The following is a 20908-nucleotide window of genomic DNA, read 5'->3' as shown; positions in this document are numbered from 1 at the left end:
CAGGCCGACGCTCTAACCAACTGAGCTACACCCGCATCCGAGGAGGCGGTTTATAGGCATCCCGCCGCCTCTTGGCAAGCATAAAATGCAGGGGTTGGCAAAAATATCGGATCCGGTGCCGGTTGGGCGTCAGTCTTTGCGCAGGGCGGCGATGACCCGTTCGGCCCCCGGCCCGGCGGAGGCCGGGTTCTGGCCGGTGATCAGGGTACCGTCCTGTACGGCGAAGGGAGCAAAGTCGGGGCCGCATTCGTACCGGCCCCCAGATCGTGCAGGCGGGTTTCCAGCAGGAGCGGTGGCCGCCTTGGCCGGGGTGCGGTCGCGGTCTGACCGTCTGTCCGGGGTGGTGCATATTGCTGCCCGGGCGGACCTGATGGCGGAAGGGCCTGATGGCGGAAGGGATCGTTCCGCTGCTGGCCCTCGGGCGGGGGGTGGAACTTCCGGCCCCGGAGCGGCGGCCCCGCAATGCCTTTTATCTGGTCTGGCCGCAATCGGCCCTGCGGCATCCGCGCGTGGCTTTTGCCCGGCGGGAGCTGCGGCGGATTCTGCCCGGACATTTCGCAGGATGGGAGTGGGGCAATAAAAAACCCTCCACGGTGAAACCGGGAGGGGTGGGGGAAATGGTGCTGCCGAATGGATTCGAACCATCGACCTCTCCCTTACCAAGGGAGTGCTCTACCGACTGAGCTACGGCAGCAAACCGTTTCATCGCTCTCAGCGTTTCGTCCGTCGCCGGGTTCCTCGCTGCGAGGGCGGCTTTATAACGCGGTCATCTGGGTCTGGAAAGAGAAAAGTGCAATCAGGCCGAAAAAAGTTTTGAGGGAGGGCGGTGGGGCCGCTCAGGGCCCCGAAAAGAGGAAGGCCCCCGAAAAGAAGCAGAAGAAGGGCGGAAAAAACAAAAAACCCTCCACGGTAAAACCGGGAGGGGCGGGAAAATGGTGCTGCCGAATGGATTCGAACCATCGACCTCTCCCTTACCAAGGGAGTGCTCTACCGACTGAGCTACGGCAGCATCCTGTGGTGTTCTGACTTCGCCTAAGCGGCTGATCTTCCACCAGAAACCCCGTTTTGACCGGGTGGTCACCGTGGGGTGGCGGGTTTATGGCATAGGGTTCCGGGGGATGCAAGCGTTTCTTTTCAGGAAATGAAAAACTTCTGCCGGAAGGGGTGTGGATGCCGTTGACGCCGGGCCTGCGGCTTGCGACAGTGCGCCCTATGAGCGACGACACCACTCTTCCGCCGCCTGCGCCGAAAAGCGCGGGCCATACCCGACTCAGCCCCGCCGGTCAGGCGCGGGTGGAGGACCGCCATGCCGCGATGGCGGCGGCGCTGCGGGCCAACCTGCTGCGCCGCAAACAGCAGCTGCGGGGCCGTCAGGATGACGCCGCCGTTGCCGCCGGGGTGACGGAGGATGTGCCGACGGATCCCGACGCCGGGGGCTGAGGGCTCCCGGGATCCGGGCGTGTGGGGGGATGTGTGGGGCCGGTCACTGCGGATCCGGCCGCGCCGCTTTACCGAAAAGAAGGGGGCCGCAGCCGTCTGTGGCCCCGACAGCAGTTTATAGACCCGCAGCAGAATGTGGAGACACCGATGTCCGTCATGCCCGACAGCTGGATCCGTGAAATGGCCCGGACCAAGGGAATGATCGAACCCTTTACCGACCGGCTGGAGCGGGGCGGGGTGATCTCCTACGGCGTCTCCTCCTACGGCTACGATGCCCGGGTCGCTGATGAATTCAAGATCTTCACCAACGTCGATTCTGCGGTGGTGGATCCGAAAGAGTTCTCCGACAAAAGCTTCGTCAACCGCCAGACCGATGTCTGCGTCATTCCGCCCAACAGCTTCGCGCTGGCGCGGACGGTGGAGTACTTCCGGATTCCGCGCGATACGCTGGTGATCTGCCTTGGCAAGTCGACCTATGCCCGCTGCGGCATCATCGTTAACGTCACCCCGCTGGAGCCGGAATGGGAAGGCCATGTGACGCTGGAGTTTTCCAACACCACGCCGCTGCCCGCCAAGATCTACGCCAATGAAGGGGCCTGCCAGTTCATCTTCCTGAAGGCAGACCGCGAGTGCGAGGTGTCTTACGGCGACCGGTCCGGCAAGTACATGGGCCAGCGCGGCGTTACCCTGCCGCGCCTGTAAGTCACCTGTTGCCCTGCCTGTTCCCCCGGCAACGTCCCACACACGCCGCCGGTTTCTGTTGATTTCCGCGCCTTCCCCCAACAAGAACACACATCGGGATACCCTGCTCCATGGACCGGATTCGTATTGTCGGCGGCCACCCCCTGCGTGGCACCATTGCCATCGGCGGGGCCAAGAACGCCGCGCTGCCGCTGATGACCGCCGCCCTGCTGACCGAAGAGACCCTGCGGCTGACCAATCTGCCGCATCTGGCCGATATCGTCACCATGGCCAACCTGCTGGCCCAGCATGGCGTTGAACTGCATCTGAACGGCGAGGCCACCGCCGCCACCGGCCGGGTGCTGGACCTGAACGCCGCCAACATCACCAATCTGACCGCCCCCTATGACCTAGTGCGCAAGATGCGGGCCAGCGTGCTGGTGCTGGGGCCGCTGCTGGCGCGCTACGGCTCCTGCCGGGTGTCGCTGCCGGGTGGCTGCGCCATCGGCACCCGCCCGGTGGACCTGCACCTGAAGGCGATGGAAGCGCTGGGGGCGGAAATCACCCTCGACGAGGGCTACATCAATGCCAAAATCAAGGACAGCCTGAACGGCCGCCTGAAGGGCGGCACCATCATTTTCCCGATGGTGACGGTCGGCGGCACGGAAAATGCCCTGATGGCGGCAGCGCTGGCCGATGGGGTCACCACCATCGTCAATGCGGCGCAGGAGCCGGAAATCACCGATCTGGCCCAGTGCCTGATCGCCATGGGGGCGCAGATCACCGGCATCGGCACCAACTGCCTGAAGGTGACCGGGGTGGAACGGCTGCACGGGGCGGACTACGCCGTGGTGCCGGACCGCATTGAAACCGGCACCTATGCCATTGCCGCTGCCATCACCCGGGGTGATGTGGAACTGACCGGCGTGCGGCCGGACACCATGACCGCCGTGCTGAAGACCCTGACCGAAACCGGGGTTGAGGTGATCGAGGGCGAAACCACCATCCGCATTAAGGCGGACGGGGCGGAGATCCGGGGCATTGACGTGATGACGGAGCCGCATCCGGGCTTCCCCACCGACATGCAGGCGCAGTTTATGGCGCTGATGGCCACCGCCAACGGTGCGTCGATGATCACCGAGACGATTTTCGAGAACCGCTTCATGCACGTGCCGGAGCTGACCCGCATGGGGGCGCGGATCAACGTCCACGGCTCTTCGGCGATTGTGCGCGGCATGCCGCGCCTGTCCGGTGCGCCGGTGATGGCGACCGACCTGCGGGCCTCGGTGTCGCTGGTGCTGGCCGGTCTGGCGGCGCATGGGGAAACCATCGTCAACCGCATCTATCACCTTGACCGGGGGTATGAGCGGCTGGAAGACAAGCTGGCGGCCTGCGGCGCGCATATCGAACGTCTGCGTGACTGATCCAGACCGTCGTCTGATGACAGAAAAAGCCGGGCTCCGTCAGGGGGCCCGGCTTTTTTGATCGGGGTGGATCTTTACTGCGGCCTCCCGGAAGATCCGGCAGGGCCTCCCGGGAAGGGCGAGGCCTCAGGCCGGGCGGCCGAGGTGGCGCAGGATCAGGCTGCGCACTTCGCCGATGCGGCCGAAGATATCATCGCCGCGCCGCCGCAGGTCAACCAGGGCGGCGGGAACGATCGGGCCATAGGATTCAGGTTCCGAGCCATCGCGGACCGCTTCGCTGTACAGGTCTTCCAGCTGGACGGCCGGGTCCTTGATCTCATCGGCCTGCCCGCTGTGCAGGGCTTTGTACATCAGCAGCACCGACATGGCGGCGGTGCCCTGACTGGTCAGCTTGGACAGATCGCGGGCGGCAACCATCCGCGCTTCGGCGGGCAGGTCGGCGGTGATGGCGTGCATCTTGCCGGATCCGATCAGCGTCCGGGCGTCTTCCAGCAGCGTCAGCAGCGTAGTGAACAGCGAGTCGACGAAGGCGGTTTCGGTGGCTGACGCGGACATGGCAGGCTTCCTGAGCAGGGGGGGTGCACTGACTGGCGGTCCCGACAGTGTGCGGTGCATTATACCGGGCCACCCGGCAGGGGGAAAGCGCGAACTCCCGGCAGGCCGGATAACGGTGGGGTGTGGCGGACCGGTGACGGAGACATCATAAAGTGATAGTCAGAATTAATTTCAGAAATCAGGAGACGCCTGTGAGCGACCGTTTTCCGCCTGTTCCGTCCCGCTGTCTGCCCGCCGCCGGTTCCGGGGCGGCGGTGCTGGGGCCCAGCCGCCGTGCCATGCTCCGGCGTGGGGCAGAAGTGCTGTTGGCTCTGGGGGTTACGCCGTTGTTGACGGCCTGCGCCGGAGGCGGGGGCGGGGCGGATGTTCCTGCCCTGCCGGAGCGGTCTGCGCCGCTGCGCCGCGACCATCCGCTGGCCGGGCGGCTGTGGCTGACGGCGGACCGGCGGGAGATTTCAGCGGCGGATCTTGCCCGGCGTCTGTTCGCGGCGCGGTGGTGCCTTTTGGGTGAAACCCATGATAATCCAGACCATCATCGTTTGCAGGCATGGTGTCTGTCGATGCTTGCCGATGCTGCCCGCCGGGCCGGGCGGCCTGCGCCGGGGGTGGTGTGGGAAATGATTGACGAAACACAGGCCCCGGCCCTGACAGCGGCGCTGACCGCCGTGGCGGCCGGGCAGCTGGATGCCGCAGGGTTCGGGGCAGCGCTGGGCTGGGATCAGACCGGCTGGCCCGACTGGGCGATCTATCAACCGGTGGCGGCGGTGGCTTTACCGGCCGGTCTGCCGATGCGGGCCGGGGGCCTGTCGAAGGGCACCACCCGGCGTATCGCCCGCGAGGGGCTGGCGGCGGTGTGGACCCCGGCGGAGCTGGAGGCGCTGGCCTTGACTTCCCCGCTGCCTGAGGCGGCAACCGAGGGGCAGACTGCGGAATTGAAAACCGGCCATTGCGGGCTGATGCCGGAGGCGATGCTGGCCCCGATGCTGGCGATCCAGACCGCCAAGGATGCGGTGATGGCGCAGGCGCTGCGGCAGGGGGCGGCACAGGCAGGCGGCCAGGGGGTGTTGATCGCCGGATCCGGCCACGCCCGGCGGGATCTGGGGGTGCCGCTGCATCTGCTGCGGCAGGGGGACACCGGGGCCTGTCTGGTGGTGACGGGGATTGAGGTGCAGGAAGGCGGCACCGACCCGACCGCCTACGAACTGGCGGACCCGTCCCGGGCCGATGTGGTCTGGTTCACCGGTGCGGCGGAGCGGGACGACCCCTGCGAAGGGCTGAAGGCCCGCACCGGCGGCAAAGGCTGATCCCTGTCCGTGTGCCGGAGGCCATAAAAAACAGACGCCCATAAGAAAAAACAGACGCCCGCAGGGGGCGTCTGTTTTTATCTCTCTCTCACCCGGCGGGCGGCTTACTTCAGCGAGTGCAGGTAAGCAATCACGTCCAGACGCTGCTGCTTGTCCTTGATCCCGGCGAAGGCCATCTTGGTCCCCGGAATGAATTCCTTCGGGTTGGCCAGCCAGTGATCGAGGTTTTCGTCGGTCCACTCGCCACCGTGGGCGGCGACGGTGTCGGAGTACTTGAAGCCCTGAACGTGGGCGATCTTGGCACCGGCGGCCCCAAACAGGTTCGGGCCGACCTTGTTGGCACCGCCCTGTTCGAAGGTATGGCAGGACGCACAGGCCTTGGCCGCCTTCTTGCCCAGCTCCACGTCGCCCGGGCGCAGCTCGGCAGTGGCCTGCGCCGCAGCGGCCTTCGGCGCGGCAACCATCTTCGGACGGGCGTCCGGCGAAACATCAGCCGGGGCCGCAGCCTTGTACACGGCGGCGCCATACACGTTGACCACCACCACCAGAACGGCGGCCACGATCACCGCCGCGGCCAGCTTGAAGAGCGTCTGCATCCCAACCTCTCTCGACTCATCCCGTGCCCGGTGGCACACCGGCTCTGTGGTGGGTGCCATCAGGGACACTGGAATTACACAGAAACGACCGTGTCGCGCTAGGGTCATTCTGCGCGGAAGCCACATTTTTTCTCCGAATATGCGGTACCCGAACGCTGCGGTCGTAAAAAATTCCTTTACCTCGCCGCAGGATACCCCGACAACCGTAGGCGCACCGCGCTTTTGCCGCAGGGTAAACCGGGGTGCGGAAGCCCACCGCTGAACGGATGGAAGTGCCCGCATGAAACGTCATGGCGCCCGTACCCACACCCGGGGAGTTCCGGGGGGAATGGCCGACTCGATCCTCTCCGGGGATCTCCGCGATCCCTTCTCCGTGCTGGGGCCGCATTTTGACCGCGACGCGCAGGAAACGGTGATCCGGGTGTTCCGGCCCGGGGCCGACGCGGTGGCGGTGATCGACCGCCGCAGCGGGGCCCTGATCGGGGCGCTGGACCGCAGCCATGGTGACGGCCTGTTCAGTGGCCGCTTTCCGCGCCTGACGCCCCCTTATGATTACCGTCTCCGTGTGCTCTACGGCGAAACGGCGGTGGAGGCGGAGGACCCCTACCGCTTTGCGGCGTGGCTGGGGGAACTGGACTGCCACCTGCTGGCGGAGGGCACCCATCTGACTCCGTGGACCCGGCTCGGGGCGCATCCGGTGACGATGGACGGCGTGGACGGAACGGTGTTTTCCGTCTGGGCCCCCAATGCCCGGCGGGTGTCGGTGGTCGGCGATTTCAACGGCTGGGATGGCCGGATCCACCCGATGCGGCTGCACCCCGGCTGCGGGGTGTGGGAGATTTTTGTGCCCGGCGTCGGCCCCGGGGCGCTGTATAAGTATGAGCTGAAGGCCCGTGACGGCCATCTGTTGCCGCTGAAAAGCGACCCCTACGCCTTTTATGCCGAAAAGCGCCCGGCGACGGCCTCCATCGTGCACGGTCTTCAGCCCTATGACTGGCAGGACGGGGCGTGGATGGACACCCGCCGCCGCGACGGGCACCGCCTTGACGGGCCGGTCAGTATCTACGAACTGCATGCCGGATCGTGGAAACGGGTGCCGGAGGACGGCAACCGCTTCCTGACCTGGGCGGAACTGGCGGACCAGCTTGTGCCCTATGTGCGGGATCTGGGGTTCACCCATATCGAGCTGCTGCCGGTGCACGAGCACCCCTTTGACGGATCATGGGGCTATCAGCCGGGCAGCCTGTTTGCCCCGACCAGCCGTTATGGTTCGCCGGAGGACTTCAAGGCCTTCATTGATGCCTGCCACCGCGCCGGGCTGGGGGTGATCATCGACTGGGTGCCGGGGCATTTCCCCACCGATGCCCACGCGCTGGGCTGGTTCGACGGCACCCACCTGTATGAACATTCTGATCCGCGTCAGGGCCGCCATATGGACTGGGGCACCCTGATCTACAATTTCGGCCGCACCGAGGTGCAGCATTACCTGATCGCCAATGCCCTGTACTGGTGCCGGGAATTCCATATCGACGGGCTGCGCGTCGATGCGGTGGCGTCGATGCTGTACCTCGACTATTCGCGCAAGGCCGGGGAATGGGTGCCCAACCGCCACGGCGGCAATGAAAACCTTGAGGCGATTGCCTTCCTCCGCCGCCTGAACGAGGTGGTGTTCGCCCATGGCGACGGGGCCACCACCATGGCCGAGGAATCGACGGCGTGGCCGATGGTCAGCCGCCCGACCAGTGTCGGCGGGCTGGGTTTTGGCTATAAATGGAACATGGGGTGGATGCACGACACCCTCGATTACTTCAAGAAGGATCCGGTGCACCGCCGCTGGCATCACAATCAGCTGACCTTCGGGCTGATGTATGCCTTCTCGGAAAATTTCGTGCTGCCGTTCAGCCATGATGAAGTGGTGCATGGCAAGAGCAGCCTGTTCGGACGGATGAACGGCGACCGTTGGCAGAAATTTGCCAATCTGCGGGCGATGTACGCGATGATGTGGGCGCACCCCGGCAAGAAGCTGCTGTTCATGGGCGGCGAATTCGCGCAGGTGCGGGAATGGAACCATGACGCCAGCCTCGACTGGCATCTGCTGGACGATCCGCTGCACCGGGGGGTGCAGGGCTGCCTGAAGGCGCTGAACGCCGTCTACCGCAGTCATCCGGCCCTGCATCAGCAGGACTTCGGCCCGCAGGGGTTTGACTGGGTGGACTGTCAGGACGCCGATAATTCGGTGCTGAGCTGGCTGCGCTGGTCCGCCGAAGGGACGCCGCTGCTGGCGGTGTGTAACCTGACCCCGGTGGTGCGGCGGGGCTACCGGATCGGGGTGCCATCCGGCGGACGTTGGGCGGAGGTGCTGAACACCGATTCCCATTGGTTCGGTGGCAGCGGACAGGGCAATGACGGCGGGATCACCGCTGATGCGGTGTCCTGCCATGGCCGCCCGGCCAGTCTGGCCCTGACCCTGCCGCCGCTGTCGGTCTTGTACCTGACCCCGGAGGGGTGAGGGGTGGTTTTGCTGCGTTTTGGAGGAAAACTCCCGGAGGCCCGGCTTCAGCCGGGCCGACTGGCGCGTTGAGCGCCCGCGCGACCGTTCGCGCGTAAGCCAAGCGGGCGGATGCGCCCGCCCGCCGTCTGAGGGGCTGTTCAAAAGCTAATCGGGCGTGAAACGACCGACTGGCGCGTTGAGCGCCCGCGCGACCATTCGCGCGTAAGGCAAGGGCGCGGATGCGCCCGCCCGCCGTCTGAGGGGGCCCCAAAGAAATAAGGCCCGGCTTTAGCCGGGCCTATTCTCTACCTTACGCACTGCGGATCTGGTGGAAGAAGCTGTTGACCTGCTCCCGCATCTGTTCCGACTGGCGGGACAGTTCGGCGGCGGCGGCCAGAACCTGACTGGCGTTGTCGCCGGTTTCCCGCGCGCCGTCGGTGACACTGATGACGCTCTGGGCGACATCCTGCGTGCCTTTGGCGGCTTCGGCGACGTTGCGGGCGATCTCGCGGGTGGAGTTGCCCTGTTCCTCGACGGCGCTGGAAATGTCTCCGGCCAGCGTGTTGACGTCGGTGATGACCTCGGCGATATCGCGGATCGCCCCGGCCACTTCGTCCGACACCTGCTGGATGGCGGTGATCTGGTTGCTGATTTCTTCGGTCGCCTTGCTGGTCTGGTTGGCCAGAGATTTCACTTCGTTGGCAACGACGGCAAAGCCTTTTCCGGCTTCCCCGGCCCGGGCCGCCTCGATGGTGGCGTTCAGGGCCAGCAGGTTGGTCTGATTGGCAATATCGTTGATAAGGTTGACGATCTGGCTGATACGGTCGGTGCTTTCCACCAGCGACTGCACGGTGACATCGGTCTTGCGGGCGGCTTCCATCGCCTGTTCCGCCACGTCCCGCGACTGTCCGGCACTGCGGGAAATGTTGTCAATCGAGGCAGCCAGAAGGTCGGTGGACTGGGCGACGCTCTGCACGTTTACCGAGGCCTGTTCCGTCGCCGCCGCAGCGGTGGTGGCATCCCCGGCGGAGCGGTCGGCGGTGGTGGTCAGGGCCTGAGCGGTGGCCTCCAGTTCGGTGGCGGCGGAGGTGACGAGGGTCAGGACATCGACCATATCGCGGTCGAATGTGGCGATCATGTCTTCAATCCGCTTGCCGCGTTCCTCGCGGGCGGCGGCTTCGGCCTGCTGTTCGGCCTCCAGCCGGGTGCGTTCGACGGCATTGACGCGGAAGACCTCAACCGCCCCGGCCATGGCCCCGATTTCATCGGTGCGCCCGGCCCCGGGGATGGTGACCGACAGGTTGCCGCCGGCCAGATCTTCCATGGTGGCGGTCATCGCCCGCACCGGGCGGGCAACCAGCCGGGTCAGGGCCTGATGGGTGATCAGCAGCAGGGCGGCCAGACCGCCAAGGGCGACCAGCAGGGCGATGGTGCGGAATTCCTGAAGCGGCTGGAAGGCGAGATCCTGATCAACCACCGTCACCAGCTGCCAGGTCCGGCCGGGGATCTGGAGCGGCGTGAAGCGGACCAGCCAGTCATTGCCGCCGCTGCGGGCCTGCACCATGGTGGTGCCGACCGCCGGGGTTCCTTCCGGGAATTCGTCAGCAAGGGTCTTGGTGACCATTTCCGCCTTCGGGTGGATCTGGATCACGCCCTTGTCGTCGATGAGGAAGGCGTAGCCCAGACCATCCAGCGTGATGGCGCTGATGGTGGCGGACAGGGTCTTCATGTTGAAAGTGCCGCCGACCACGCCAAGGATCTGGCCGTCGCGGAGGATCGGGGCTCCGAAGGTCATCCCCAGCGCCTTGGTGGCCTGCCGCATGAACGGTGGGGTCAGGATGGTGCCTTTGGTTTCGGTCGCCATCTTGTACCACGGCCGGGTGCGCGGATCGAACCCGGCGGGGAAGGTGTCTTCCGGCCAGAAGATGAAACCGCCGTCCGGCATCCCGACGTAGGAAATATCGAAGGTGTCGGTCAGGGCCTTGGACTTCAGGATATCGCGGTAGGTGGAGGAGTCCGGTTCCCGGGCCAGAGCCTGGGCGGTCATCTCGGCCAGGCGCTCCCGGCCTTCCAGCCAGTTCTGTAAGCCGGAGACGGTGCTGCTGCCAATCCCGTCCATGTAGCTGTCAACGCTGCGGGTGATGTCGGCCCGCTGGTGCTGATCAACATAAGCCGCGAGCCCGCCGATGATCCCCAGAACGGAGATGGACATCACCGCCAGAATCCGGGTCATCAGGGTGGTGCGCCGGGCCTGCCCGGCCGGAACGGGATGGGTCATGGGATTCTCCTCGACTGCCTGCCCCTTCGGGGGGCCTTGTCTCACTTCTGGCCGCGTGGCTGACGCTGCGGTAACGCCACAGCAGCTCAAACTGCTTTGGTGGAACCATTGTATCAGAGGAGGAGAATGCTCTGATATGCGTCCTATGGACTATCTTCTTGCTGCATAATGAGAATTTGAGAAATGATCGCATTTTCGCAGGGTCGGCGTGCCGTCTTTCCACCATAAAATCAGATATCTGCTGTTGCATTCAGGCCCGTGCAGACATAATTTAAGGGTGTGGTTTTTCTGTTCCGGACCCTGCAATGCGCCTCCTCCGGTTCCCGTTCACCGCGATTGTGCGGCTTGCGACGCAGCCTGCAATGGTGCGTCGCCTGCTGATGGTGCTTGCCGTGACCGGGCTGCTGTTCAACAGCGGGATGATGGGGGCGGCGGCGATGGCTGTCCCGGCGCTGTCGTCGCAACCGGATCCGGCTGTCGAAACAATGGCCTGCTGTGACCACTCTGATCAGGGTCAAGGTCAAGGTCAGGGTCAGGGGACCGCCGCCGGAGTCCTGAAGGCCGGACTGATGAGCTGCCCGGTGGCCTGTGGCGGTCTGCCGGTGCAGGCGCTGGCCCTGCCGGGGCCGGTGGCACCGGTCCAGCGGCTGGTCCTGCCAGCACAGACCCGTCCTGACGGTCTGGCCATCCAGCCGGCATACCGGCCCCCGATCCTCTCTGTCTGACGGTTTTTTCCGCCTGCGCGGCTGCCTGTGTTCCTGTGGGACCGCAGGGCTGCGCCTATGGATTTCCTCAGACATACAGGTCAAATCATGACGATTTCCCGCCGCCGGATTGTTCTGGCCGGTGCCGGGGTGGCTGCCGTTGCCGCTGCCCCCGCCCCTTTCCTGTCTGCCCTGCTGCCGTCTTCGGCGGCCCGGGCTGCCTTGCCCCGCACCCTGACGGTCACCCGCCGCACTCTGGAGGTGAAGGGGCGGGCCGCTTCGGTCTTCGGCATTGTCGATGCGGCCGGAGTCTCCGGCCTGACCTTTGGCCCGGAGGACCGCTTTGCCGTCACCCTCACCAACCGGGCCGGGGAGGCTGCCAGCCTGCACTGGCACGGGCAGATCCCGCCGCCGTCACAGGATGGGGTTCCCGGCCTGAACGGGGTTACGCCGCTGCCGGAGGGGGTCAGCGCCGTTTATGACTACGGCCTGCAACCCGGCACCCACTGGATGCATTCTCATTTTGGCTTGCAGGAGCAGCAGCTGATGGCGGCGCCGCTGGTGGTCCGCACGGCGGCTGATCTGCGGGCCGATGTGCAGGAGGTGACGGTACTGCTGCACGACTTCACCTTCCGGGATCCGCAGGAGATTCTCTCCGGATTGATGAAGGGGATGGCCCATGGCGGGATGGACCATGGCAGTCCGGCTGGGGCAGGGATGGCCGGGATGGCTGGAATGGACCATGCCGCCATGGGGCATGGCGGTGCGTCCGGCCAGTCCATGCCGGGCCAGTCTATGCCGGGCCAGTCCATGCCGGGGATGTCGCACGGGACTATGCCGGGGATGGATCTCAACGATGTGGAGTATGATGCCTATCTGGCCAACGACCGCACGCTGGACGATCCGCAGGTGGTGACGGTGGAGCGGGGCCAGCGGGTCCGGCTGCGGCTGATCAACGGCGCGACCTCCACCGCATTCTGGATTGAGACCGGACCGGTGTCCGCCGAGGTGGTGGCGGTGGATGGTACCCCGGTGCAGCCGCTGCCGGGGACCCGGTTTCCGCTGGCCGGGGGGCAGCGCCTTGACCTGATGCTGACGGTGCCGAAGGCCGGGTCCGGGGTGGTGCCGGTACTGGCCCGGCGCGAAGGCAGCACCCACCGCACCGGGATCCTGCTGGCCCCGAAGGGGGCCAAAATCGCCCGGCTGGCCGGGCAGGACGGTCCGGCGGCCCCGCCGCTGGATCTGACGCTGGAAAGCCGCCTGCGGGCGCTGGCCCCGTTGGTCGCCGCAAGCCCGGAGACGGCGCTGACCCTGCGCCTGACCGGATCGATGATGCCCTATGCGTGGTCGCTGGAGGGTCGGGTCTGGGGGCAGCATGCACCGCTGGCCCTGACCGCCGGGCAGCGGGTGGCGCTGACCTTTGACAATGTCAGTGGCATGGCGCATCCGATGCATCTGCATGGTCATCATTTTCAGGTGACGGCGATTGACGGCAAGGCCCTGTCCGGGGCGGTGCGCGATACGGTGCTGGTGCCGCCGGGCCGCCGCGTCACCGTGGCCTTCACCGCCGGACAGGCCGGGGACTGGCCGCTGCACTGTCACAACCTGCTGCACATGGCGGCGGGGATGATGACGGCGGTGACGGTCAGGGCCTGACGCCGGAGGAGTGGTCCCGGATCCAGTCCGGGACCTGCGGGAAGGGCAGGGGGCGGCACAGACCGAACCCCTGCCCCCCGGTGCAGCCGAGATCGAGCAGGATCCGGCGGCAGTCCTCGGTCTCCACGCCCTCGGCCAGCAGGGCAATGTCGAGCGAGTCGCAGAACACCACCAGACTGCGGACCAGAGACCGGTCAAACCGGCTGTCGCCAAGGGTCAGGATATAGCTTTTGTCGATCTTGATTTCCTGCACCCGGAACTCCCGCAGGGTGCTGAAGGAGGTAAACCCGGCCCCGAAATCATCCACCGCCAGCGCCAGCCCGGCCATATGCAGCTGATCCACCACCCGCGCCGCCTGCACCGGATTGCCCAGCAGGGCAGTTTCCGTCAGCTCCAGCATGATGGTGCGCGGGGCGATGCCGTGGCGGCGGACGGCGGACAGCAGATCTTCGACAAAGGTCGGATGCCCCAGCATGCGGGCGGAAATGTTGATGGAGACGGTGGCGTCACCGATCAGGCCCGCCACTGTGGCAATCTGGGCCAGCACCGTATCAATGCTGACGGCGGTGAAGCGCGGCAGCAGCGGCGACTGTTCCAGCGCCCCGATAAAGCGGTCCGGCGGCACCATGCCATGCACCGGATGCGGCCAGCGGGCCAGGGCCTCAAACCCCAGCAGGGCCCTATCGCGCAGCCGGACCTTCGGCTGCCAGAACCAGGTGAACTGGCGCTCTTCCAGCGCCTGCTCGATTTCTCCCAGCAGCAGGATGCTGTCAGGGCGGTTGTCATTCCCGGCATCCTGATGATCGTGCAGCAGCACCTTCTCAATGCCGCGTTTGGCCCGGTACATGGCATTGTCGGCCCGCCGCAGCAGCAGCGACGGATCATTGCCATGCAGCGGGCACAGCGCCACCCCGACCGAGGCCCCGATCCGCATCACCCCCTGATCCCCGGCATAGGGCCGTTCCAGCAGGCTGACCAGCTTGCGGCCCAGTGTCAGCGCGGTTTCGGCGGTGTGGATATCCTCCAGCAGGATGGCGAACTCATCGCCGCCCAGCCGGGCGACGGTATCGACCTCCCGCACATTGCCGCGCAGCCGCCCGGCGACGTCGATCAGAACCCGGTCCCCGGCGGCGTGGCCGAACTGGTCGTTGACCTCCTTGAAGCGGTCGAGGTCGATCATCAGCACCGCGAACGGCTGACTGTCGCGGCGGAACTGCATGCAGGTGTGATTCAGCCGGTCGAGGAAGACATGGCGGTTGTGCAGGTCGGTCAGCGGATCATGCAGGCTGCGGTGGCGCAGCTGGTCCTCGGTGCGGCGGATGTCCTCGCGCATCTGCCGCCATTTTAACCCCTCCTCGATGGTCTGGGCGACGCGGTCACTGGTCAGGTCCAGTTTTGACAGATAGTCGTGGATGCCGAGCTTGATGGCTTCGGCGGCCCCGGTGTCGCTGCCGTTGCCGGTCACTGCCACCACCACGCAGTCCGGGCCGATGTTTTCCCAGATATCGGGCAGCAGGTCGCGGCCGTCGCCGTCCGCCAGCTGAAAATCAAGGAAGACGAAGGAAAACAGCACCTTCTTGCCGTGCAGTTCGCTCAGGGCGTCCGATTTCGACGGAGCTTCCTGCACCCGGATCGGCTGGGCACAGCGCCGCAGCATGCGGACCAGCCGTTCGCGGTCAACATCGTCATCCTCGATCAGCAGGGCGTGAATTTCCTGTTGTCGCGGCTGGGCTGTTTCCACGGGGTATCCTCCCGGTGTCCGGTGATCAGGGCAGGGTGACGGATCGGGTGTACTTGTGCAGAAATTCCGCCAGCAGCGAGAACTGCGGACCGACGGCGGACTTGATCATGTATCCGGCGATATGGCCGTTGTAGGCGCGGGTGCGGTCGGCTTCCCGCCCGGAGGTGGTCAGCACGAACACCACCGTGCGCTTCAGGGCCGGGTCAGCCCGCAGGGCATCCAGAAATTCGAAGCCGTCCATGCGGGGCATGTTCAGGTCCAGCAGTACCACCAGCGGCTCGGCGATGGTTTTGGCCGGATGCTGGCGGCGCAGGATCTCCAGCGCCTCCACGCCATCGACCGCCACCACGGTGGGGCAGGTGATGCCATGGGTGCGGAAGCTGCGCATCACCCCTTCAACGGCGACATCATCATCATCGACCAGCAGGACGGAACAGGGATTGGCGGCGGCGGCGGTCATGGCAGATCCCCTTCCGGTGCAGGGCGCAGCGAGAACCGGGGCCAGTGGACGGTGAAACACGCCCCGCCCAGTGCCCCGTGTCCGGTGACGGAGATCATGCCGTCATGGGCATTGATCAGCCGCCGGGTCACCGCCAGCCCGACGCCGTGGCCGGGCACGGTGGCGGTGGCACGGTGGAACAGCCGGAAGATCCGTTCCCGCGCCGTCTCGGGGATGCCGGGGCCGTCGTCATCAACGCTGAACACCACATAGCGGCCTTCGTCGCGGGCGCTGATGCGGATATGGCCGTGATCCGGCTTTCCGTGTTTGACGGCATTGGTGATCAGATTGCGCAGGCTGGCGGCCAGTGGGGTCCGCCAGGTGGTCAGGGGGGTGGCGGTGATGTCCAGCTCCACCCGGACGGTGTCGGGCACGGCGGCCAGCGCCAGAACGTCGTCGATCAGGGTGGCGGGGTCCACCTCCTCCTGCCGCAGGGTGCGCTGCCCGGCACGGGCATACTCCAGCAGGTCGTCGATCATCCGTTCCGCCCGCTCCACCCGCAGGGCGATGCGGTCAAAGTTGACCGTCACCGGCTCCGGCAGTGTCAGATCACCGAGATCCTCGCGGATCCAGCCGAGCAGGTCGGCGATGCCGCGCAGGGGCGACCGCAGATCGTGGGAGGCGACATAGGTGAATTCCTCCAGCTGGGCATTGGTCTGGCGCAGGGCGGACTCGGCACGTTTGCGGGCGGAGATGTCGTTGATGATCGCCAGCAGCCGCATCCCGGCCGGGGTGTCGAGGCGGCTGAGGGCGATTTCCACCGGAAATTCCTCGCCGGAGCGGTGCAGGCCGGTCAGGTCGCGGCCCTGTCCCATCATCCGGGGAGTGGCATCGGCGGCGTAGGCTGCCATCAGGCCACGGTGGGCACCGCGGTAACAGGCGGGGATCAGGATCTCCAGCGGCTGACCGATCAGGGCACCGCTGTCATAGCCGAACAGCTGTTCGGCCACCGGGTTGCTCAGGCGGATGATGCCGCCGTCATCGACCAGCAACACCCCCTGCGGCATGGCCGCCACCACCTGCCCGAACTGCATCTGGGCCAGCCGGATTCCCGAAACATCGGAGACATAGGCCATGGCGGCGCTCTGACCGTCGAAATCGACCGGGCAGAGGGCGATTTCCACCGTCACCGGGTGGCCGTCGGCATGGCGGGCATACAGGGGTTTGCCGGTGCCCATCTGCCGCTGGCGCGGGGCATCGAGAAAAGACTCCACCAGTCCGCCATGCTCTGCCCCCAGCCCCTGCGGCAGCAGGGCTGCCAGCGGGGTGCCGGTCAGGCTGCCGGGCGGATGCCCCAGCATGCGGTGCAGGCTGTGATTGGCATAGAGGATCGTCGACGCCCGGTCCGCGATCAGCACGCCGACCGGGGCATGGTCCAGAACCGCCTGTACCTGCGGCGGCGTCACGGGGTGAACGGGCAGTTGCTGAACGGGCATTTCCGGCATCGGGCCCTCCCACTGGCGGCTATCCGCCGGTGTCCCTGCGGGGGTCGCAGGGCTGCGCATATGCGTTGTCTTTCCTGTAAGGGAAGCGCGGATTAAGACAATGGTCAAGTGCGGGAGTGGGTTTTACCCGTAAAGCTGACCGGCTGGTCACATCTTCGCGGAAATCGTCAGTGGCGCGGGGTGCGGTCGCGGTATTCGCGGGGGCTCATTCCCACTTTCTTGCGGAATAGCCGGGAAAAATACTGTGGATAATCAAAGCCGAGTCGGTAGGACACGTCCGCCACCGACAGGTCAGGGCGCAGCAGCAGGTTGCGGGCCTCCTCCAGCAGGAACTGGTGGATATGGTCGGTGGCGCTGCGCCCGGTTTCCGCCCGCAGGGCATCGCTGAGGTAGCGGCCGGAGACACCAAGGGTGGCCGCCAGCGTGTCGATCCGGGGGGCACCGTCCGACTCCAGCCGACCGGCGGCAAAATATTCCTGCAAGGCGGTGGTGAAGCGGGTCAGCAGGCTGCCCGGCGCAATGGAGCGGTTGAGGAACTGCCGTTTGTAAAAGCGGTCGGCATATTTCAGCAGGGTGCTGATCTGGCTGAGCAGCAGGTCACGGGTGAATTCATCGGGATTGGTGCTGTATTCGCCATGGATGGAGGCCATCAGGCCGCGCACCGTCTCCTCCTCCTTCGGCGACAGGTGCAGGGCCTCGTTGACGGCGTAGGAGAAGAAACCGTAGCGGCGCACGGTGTCGCGCAGGTCGCTGCCCAGCAGAAAGTCCTCGTGGATGTGGATCATGATGGCGTCGGCGGACATCACCACATCGGTGCAGGTGATTTCCTGCCGGGGGCCGGTGAACATCATCGACCCGTTGGTGAAGTCGTAGCGGGTGCGGCCATAGTGCATCTCGCCGGAGACGATCCGCTTGATGGCGATGGAATAGAAATCGTTGGAAAAGGTCACCCCCTGCTCGGCGCAGGCGCGGTAGCGGGGGTTGTCGGTGGTGGGGCCATCCAGCCGCACCACCGCCACCATCGGGTGTTCCGGGGGCGGAAAGCCCATGGTTTCCGCCATTTCGGCCAGCGAGCTGAAATGCACTTTGCGGGTGGCCATGGGCTGTCCTCCTGAACGGGTATTACACAAACCGGAATCCGGCGGTGCTGAACGGCAGCGTCGTCACCCGTTTCCCGGTGGCGGCGAACAGGGCGTTGGCCAGCGCCGGGGCCACCGGCGGCACCCCGGGTTCGCCGATACCGGACGGGGCTTCTGCCGACCGCACGATCTCGACCGACACCTTCGGCATCTCCGTCAGGCGCAGCGGTTCGTAATCCGGGAAATTGGACTGCGCAACCTGCCCCTTGTCCAGCGTGATTTCACCGCGCAGGGCGGCGGACAGGGCGAAGCCGACCCCGCCTTCAATCTGGGCGCGGATCACGTCGGGGTTGACGGCGACGCCACAGTCGACGGCGGCGTGGACGTGATCGACATGCACCGTGGTGCCGTCGATGCTGATATCGACCACCATCGCCACGTAGGTGTTGAACGACAGGTGGCTGGCAAAGCCCCGGGCCTTGCCGGGGACCACCGGTTGCCCCCAGCCCGCCAGAGTGCGGGCGGTGCGGATCACCCCGGCCATCCGTGCCTGCTGCGGCGTCGGGGCCGCCGGGTTCAGCAGCGACAGCCGGGTTTCCAGCGGATCTTTCCCGGTTTCGGCGGCGATCATGTCGATCAGGCTTTCCATCACGAACCCGGTGTGGGTATGCCCGACCGAGCGCCACCACAGCACCGGCACCGGGGTGACAAAATCGGTCAGGCTGATCGCCATCTCCGGCAGGGTGTACAGGCTGCCCTTCACCCCTTCCACCGAGGTTTCGTCGATGCCGTCATGGACCATCACCGCCTCAAACGGGCTGCCCTTCAGGATCGACTTGGTGGCAATCCGGTGATCCCATCCGGCAATGCCGCCGTCAGCGGTCAGGCCGATGCGGGCACTGTGCAGGGCGGCGGAGCGGTAGTAGCCGCCCTTGATGTCATCCTCGCGGCTCCACACCAGTTTCACCGGGGTTTTGCCGCCCAGCAGGGCAAAGGCCATCGCCGCCTCGGCGTGGTAATCGGAGGTCGGGGTGGCCCGCCGCCCGAACGACCCACCGGCGTAGAGGGTGGTGATCTCCACCTGTTCCGGCTTCAGGCCGAGGATGGCGGCCACCGTCGGTTGGGTGATCGCCGGGAACTGGCAGCCGTCGTGCAGGCGGACGCCGGTGGCGGTCGGCTCGATCACGCAGTTCAGCGGTTCCATCGGGGCGTGGGCGAGGAAGGGGACGGAGAACTCCGCCTCGATCGTTCTGGCGGCCCCGGCGGCGGCGGCGGTGATGTCGGCGCGGCGCGGGCCGTTCTGCACCGGCAGTTCGGCCTTGGCAGCGGCCTGCCGCAGGGCTTCGGTGATTTCGGCGCTGCTGCGGCCTTCGGCCTTGCTGAGGTCCCACTGGGCGGTGATGGCCTCGCGGGCCTTGAAGGCCTGCCAGGTGGAGCGGGCAAACACCGCCACCCCGGCCTTGTTGGGCAGGGCATGGGCGGCGACAAAGCCGGGCAGGGCGCGGGCGGCGCTGTCGTCAAAGCCGGTCACGGTGGCACCGAACTGCGGTGGCCGCACCAGCACGGCATAGACCATGCCGGGCAGATGCACATCCATGGCGAATCTGGCGCTGCCGTCGGTCTTGCCGGAGCTGTCCTTGCGCCCCGGTCCGGTATGGCCCTTGCGGGCGGCGGCATGGTCAACGCCGATCAGCCGGAACTGATCCGGGGTCTTCAGCACCGGGTCCTGCGGCGGGGTCAGGGCGGCGGCGGCCTGCACGAAATCGGCGAAGGTGCCGCGCTTCTTGCCGGAGGTGAGGATGCCGTCGCGGAGGGTGATGCTGTCCGGCGTCACCTTCCAGCGGGCGGCGGCGGCGCGCACCAGCATGTCGCGGGCGGCGGCCCCGGCCTTGCGGTATTGCAGGTAGGAATTGGCGATGGCGGTCGAGCCGCCGGTGCCCTGCGCCCCGAGGAAGGTGTTGGCATAGCGGCTGTTGTCGGCCGGGGCGAAGGCGGATTTCATCTGCGCCCAGTCGGCATCCAGCTCTTCCGCCACCAGCGTGGTCAGGCCGGTGGTGGTGCCCTGACCCATCTCGAAATGCTTGGCGATGACGGTGACGGTGCCGTCCCGGCCGATGCTGACGAAGGGGTTGAAGACGGTGTCCGCCCCGGCAGGGGCGGCGGCCAGAACGCCCCGGGCGGTGACGCCCAGCGTCAGGGCGGCGACCCCGGCGGTGGCGGCCCCTTTCAGGAAGCCCCGGCGCGACAGGGCGGCGGCGGACAGGGTATCGGTTTCGGTCCGCATCTTTTTACGCTGATGGGTCATGGCGTTACGCCTCCAGCCGGGTGGCGGCAAGGTGCACGGCGGCACGGATGCGGACATAGGTGGCACAGCGGCAGAGGTTGCCGTTCAGGGCGGTGTCAATCTCGGCATCGGTCGGCTTCGGGGTTTCGCGCAGCAGGCCGATGGCGGCCATGATCTGCCCGGACTGACAGTAACCGCACTGCACCACATCGGCATCCTGCCAGGCCGACTGCACGGCGGCGGCGACCTTATCGGTCTTCACGCTGGCGGCGGCCCCTTCGATGGTGGTGATGCGGGCGGCCCCGACATCCCCCACCGCGGTCTGGCAGGCGCGGGTGGGAACACCGTCCAGATGCACGGTGCAGGCCCCGCAGGCGGCGACACCGCAGCCGAATTTGGTGCCGGTCAGCATCAGGGTGTCGCGCAGGACCCACAGCAGCGGAGTATCGGGATCAACATCAACGGTCTGGGGTTTGCCGTTGACGGACAGAGTGATGTTAGACATGGGGGGCGTGCCTCGTCACCTCGGGGCCCGGGGGGCCACAGGGATTTCCACAGATGACGGACAGTCTGCGCCGGAAGCGCCGCCGGGGGAATAAACGCATCAACGCGGTTTGGATACGTTTTAACGAAAACGCCAACCCCCTGAAATACAGGGGGGTATGGTTAACGAAAACGCCAACCCCCTGAAACTCAGGGGTTGTGGTTAACGAAAACGCCACCCCCTGAAA

Annotated in this window: 16 protein-coding genes and 2 tRNA genes; 7 read left to right on the top strand and 11 right to left on the bottom strand. The window is 66.2% G+C overall.

Annotated features, from left to right (window positions below):
- Window positions 1-618: 618 nt before the first annotated feature.
- Both FHS48_RS00755 and FHS48_RS00750 read right to left on the bottom strand, forming a co-directional pair.
- Window positions 619-694 (bottom strand) — tRNA-Thr (locus FHS48_RS00755).
- A gap of 239 nt (window positions 695-933) precedes the next feature.
- Window positions 934-1009, bottom strand: a tRNA-Thr gene (locus tag FHS48_RS00750).
- 203 nt (window positions 1010-1212) lie between these two features.
- Between FHS48_RS00750 and FHS48_RS00745 the strand changes: the two genes are divergently transcribed.
- The 3 genes from FHS48_RS00745 to murA all read left to right on the top strand — a co-directional run bounded on the left by FHS48_RS00745 (window position 1213) and on the right by murA (window position 3545).
- The gene (locus FHS48_RS00745) at window positions 1213-1440 is read left to right on the top strand and encodes a hypothetical protein (RefSeq protein ID WP_184260101.1); all 228 of its coding nucleotides are present in this window, start codon (window positions 1213-1215) and stop codon (window positions 1438-1440) included.
- Window positions 1441-1587: 147 nt separating this feature from the next.
- Window positions 1588-2142 (top strand): dCTP deaminase, encoded by a 555-nt coding sequence (gene dcd / locus FHS48_RS00740; RefSeq protein WP_184260098.1) that lies wholly within the window; start codon window positions 1588-1590, stop codon window positions 2140-2142.
- A 110-nt stretch (window positions 2143-2252) separates the two neighbouring features.
- The gene (gene murA / locus FHS48_RS00735) at window positions 2253-3545 is read left to right on the top strand and encodes a UDP-N-acetylglucosamine 1-carboxyvinyltransferase (RefSeq protein ID WP_184260095.1); all 1293 of its coding nucleotides are present in this window, start codon (window positions 2253-2255) and stop codon (window positions 3543-3545) included.
- A gap of 126 nt (window positions 3546-3671) precedes the next feature.
- Here murA and FHS48_RS00730 read toward each other — a convergent pair whose 3' ends face one another.
- A complete protein-coding gene (locus FHS48_RS00730) occupies window positions 3672-4100 on the bottom strand; it encodes a hypothetical protein (protein WP_184260092.1) in 429 nt (142 codons plus the stop codon).
- 191 nt (window positions 4101-4291) lie between these two features.
- On the opposite strand from FHS48_RS00730, the gene FHS48_RS00725 reads away from it, so the two are divergent.
- Window positions 4292-5404, top strand: a complete 1113-nt coding sequence (locus FHS48_RS00725) for a ChaN family lipoprotein (RefSeq protein ID WP_184260089.1) — start codon at window positions 4292-4294, stop codon at window positions 5402-5404.
- Between the two features lie 104 nt (window positions 5405-5508).
- On the opposite strand, the gene FHS48_RS00720 is transcribed toward FHS48_RS00725, so the two are convergent.
- Window positions 5509-6000, bottom strand: a complete 492-nt coding sequence (locus tag FHS48_RS00720) for a c-type cytochrome (RefSeq protein WP_184260085.1) — start codon at window positions 5998-6000, stop codon at window positions 5509-5511.
- A gap of 328 nt (window positions 6001-6328) precedes the next feature.
- Between FHS48_RS00720 and glgB the strand changes: the two genes are divergently transcribed.
- A complete protein-coding gene (gene glgB / locus FHS48_RS00715; protein WP_416046496.1) occupies window positions 6329-8509 on the top strand; it encodes a 1,4-alpha-glucan branching protein GlgB in 2181 nt (726 codons plus the stop codon).
- A gap of 292 nt (window positions 8510-8801) precedes the next feature.
- On the opposite strand, the gene FHS48_RS00710 is transcribed toward glgB, so the two are convergent.
- Window positions 8802-10769, bottom strand: a complete 1968-nt coding sequence (locus tag FHS48_RS00710; protein ID WP_184260079.1) for a methyl-accepting chemotaxis protein — start codon at window positions 10767-10769, stop codon at window positions 8802-8804.
- A gap of 305 nt (window positions 10770-11074) precedes the next feature.
- Between FHS48_RS00710 and FHS48_RS00705 the strand changes: the two genes are divergently transcribed.
- Both FHS48_RS00705 and FHS48_RS00700 read left to right on the top strand, forming a co-directional pair.
- Window positions 11075-11494: a hypothetical protein gene (locus tag FHS48_RS00705; RefSeq protein ID WP_184260076.1), complete on the top strand. Its 420-nt coding sequence runs from the start codon at window positions 11075-11077 to the stop codon at window positions 11492-11494.
- 87 nt (window positions 11495-11581) lie between these two features.
- Window positions 11582-13129, top strand: a complete 1548-nt coding sequence (locus FHS48_RS00700; protein ID WP_184260073.1) for a multicopper oxidase family protein — start codon at window positions 11582-11584, stop codon at window positions 13127-13129.
- Here the strand turns inward: FHS48_RS00700 and FHS48_RS00695 are convergent.
- From FHS48_RS00695 to FHS48_RS00670, 6 genes are all read right to left on the bottom strand, one after another.
- Complete coding sequence (locus FHS48_RS00695; protein WP_184260070.1) at window positions 13119-14870, bottom strand: putative bifunctional diguanylate cyclase/phosphodiesterase; 1752 nt, start codon at window positions 14868-14870, stop codon at window positions 13119-13121. The two genes, FHS48_RS00700 and FHS48_RS00695, sit on opposite strands and share 11 nt — an antisense overlap.
- A gap of 25 nt (window positions 14871-14895) precedes the next feature.
- Complete coding sequence (locus FHS48_RS00690) at window positions 14896-15330, bottom strand: response regulator (RefSeq protein ID WP_184260067.1); 435 nt, start codon at window positions 15328-15330, stop codon at window positions 14896-14898.
- Window positions 15327-16814 (bottom strand): PAS domain-containing sensor histidine kinase, encoded by a 1488-nt coding sequence (locus FHS48_RS00685; protein ID WP_260402277.1) that lies wholly within the window; start codon window positions 16812-16814, stop codon window positions 15327-15329. The genes FHS48_RS00690 and FHS48_RS00685 overlap by 4 nt, the downstream gene beginning before the upstream one ends.
- A 167-nt stretch (window positions 16815-16981) precedes the next feature.
- Complete coding sequence (locus FHS48_RS00680) at window positions 16982-17914, bottom strand: helix-turn-helix domain-containing protein (protein ID WP_184260064.1); 933 nt, start codon at window positions 17912-17914, stop codon at window positions 16982-16984.
- A 22-nt stretch (window positions 17915-17936) separates the two neighbouring features.
- Entirely contained in the window at window positions 17937-20198 is a 2262-nt protein-coding gene (locus tag FHS48_RS00675) for a xanthine dehydrogenase family protein molybdopterin-binding subunit (RefSeq protein WP_184260061.1), read from the bottom strand.
- Window positions 20199-20202: 4 nt separating this feature from the next.
- Window positions 20203-20682 carry a (2Fe-2S)-binding protein gene (locus FHS48_RS00670; RefSeq protein WP_184260058.1) on the bottom strand — a complete coding sequence of 160 codons (480 nt, stop codon included), beginning with the start codon at window positions 20680-20682 and terminating at the stop codon, window positions 20203-20205.
- Window positions 20683-20908 lie beyond the last annotated feature (226 nt).

The sequence above is a fragment of the Novispirillum itersonii genome (assembly GCF_014205675.1).
Classification (GTDB): domain Bacteria; phylum Pseudomonadota; class Alphaproteobacteria; order Rhodospirillales; family Rhodospirillaceae; genus Novispirillum; species Novispirillum itersonii_A.
This window is presented reverse-complemented; position numbering and strand designations above follow the sequence as displayed.